This window comes from Dyella sp. ASV21 (assembly GCF_016428975.1).
Classification (GTDB): domain Bacteria; phylum Pseudomonadota; class Gammaproteobacteria; order Xanthomonadales; family Rhodanobacteraceae; genus Dyella.
On record NZ_JAELTT010000251.1, the window covers coordinates 1 to 390 of the forward strand.

At 80.5% G+C, this 390-nt stretch carries 1 protein-coding gene; it reads right to left on the reverse strand.

Going from position 1 to position 390, the window contains the following annotated elements; translation table 11 throughout:
- Positions 1–90: 90 nt before the first annotated feature.
- Complete coding sequence (locus tag JHD67_RS21645) at positions 91–246, reverse strand: hypothetical protein (RefSeq protein ID WP_199101194.1); 156 nt, start codon at positions 244–246, stop codon at positions 91–93.
- Between the last annotated feature and the right edge of the window lie 144 nt (positions 247–390).

The window sequence follows — 390 nt, forward strand, 5'->3', positions numbered from 1 at the left end:
CCCCCCCCCCCCCCCCCCCCCCCCCCCCCCCCCCCCCCCCCCCCCCCCCCCCCCCCCCCCCCTCTTTAATGATCCGGCGACCCCCGCGATCTACACCCGAACGTTGTCGTCGGCAGCGTCAGATGTGTATAAGAGACTGGGACCGGTGGCGGTGTCGCCCAGTACGCGGCGGTCGGTGAGCGCGGCGCCAACGGTGTTGGCGATGCGCAGCGCACTGGCGGCGGCGCGGCTGGAACTGCCGCCCATGGGGCTGGGGGGGGGGGGGGGGGGGGGGGGGGGGAGACCCGTGACCGAATCGCGGATGCCGGGATCTGCGGGGACAGCGGGGGGGGGGGGGGGGGGGGGGGGGGGGGGGGGGGGGGGGGGGGGGGGGGGGGGGGGGGGGGGGGG

Excerpts from the sequence above, each read along its gene's own strand:
- JHD67_RS21645 (WP_199101194.1), bottom strand. The coding sequence starts at position 246 with ATGGGCGGCAGTTCCAGCCGCGCCGCCGCCAGTGCGCTGCGCATCGCC.